Source organism: Flavobacterium solisilvae (assembly GCF_012911605.1).
Lineage (GTDB): Bacteria > Bacteroidota > Bacteroidia > Flavobacteriales > Flavobacteriaceae > Flavobacterium > Flavobacterium solisilvae.
The window spans coordinates 1-826 of the sequence record NZ_JAAMPT010000158.1; the positions used below are offsets into that span (position 1 = coordinate 1).

1 protein-coding gene is annotated in these 826 nt (G+C 28.0%); it reads right to left on the reverse strand.

The features are described 5' to 3' along the window. Positions 1–131: 131 nt before the first annotated feature. Complete coding sequence (locus tag G6042_RS00735; RefSeq protein WP_169522363.1) at positions 132–677, reverse strand: LemA family protein; 546 nt, start codon at positions 675–677, stop codon at positions 132–134. Positions 678–826: the final 149 nt, after the last annotated feature.

The following is an 826-nucleotide window of genomic DNA, read 5'->3' on the forward strand; positions in this document are numbered from 1 at the left end:
ACAACTTTGAATTATAACTAAAAAACAAACTTCCTTAAAATAGCTTCTAAAGAGGTTATTTTTTATAAATATTTTAAAATTTTAGTTTTTTATTGAGGTTGTGCAACAGTTACCGCTGTTACCAGTAGTTGTTATTGTGGCAATGGTCCGCCATTCTTAATCCAATTCTCTCTTTCCTTTTTTCTAGCCATTGTTTTTTCATTTTCAATTCCGTATCGGATATCAAAATATTTGTAAAACTTTTGGAATTTAGTTTTTCTGGCAATTAGTGAATTTGGAAATGTAACTCTGTAAACATTATATTCTTTTACAGCTTGGTTGTAATTATCTAAACTCAAATTAAGTTTCTCATTCAAATTTGACTTTAAACTATTAACCATCAAAATTCTATTTAGTTTGTATTCGTTCAACTCAAGTTCTTTAGAATATTCTTTTGATTTTATTAGCTCGTTTGAGTTTTTCAAATAATATTTTAAACTATCATTTTTGGCTTGCTGTAGAGCAAATTCTGCGTTCCTTTCTATTATGTTTTCTGTATATTTTTCCCAATTGTCTTTCACCTTTCCGCTTAAACTTTCCAAGTTTTCCAAAACATTGCTTTTGAACGAGAACCATCCAATTATACAAATTCCAATAAATATTATAAATGTAATTAAACAGCCTTTCAGGAATTTCATTCTCGTTTAAAGTTTAGTTGTCGAACAATTACTGGTAACGTCAGACTGTGAAAAAACCTCCACAATCCTAGTACCAAATATAGTAAAATAGTTGTAAGAAAAAGATAAATTCATTATTTTTAGTGATGCAACATATACAAGGAATAGCT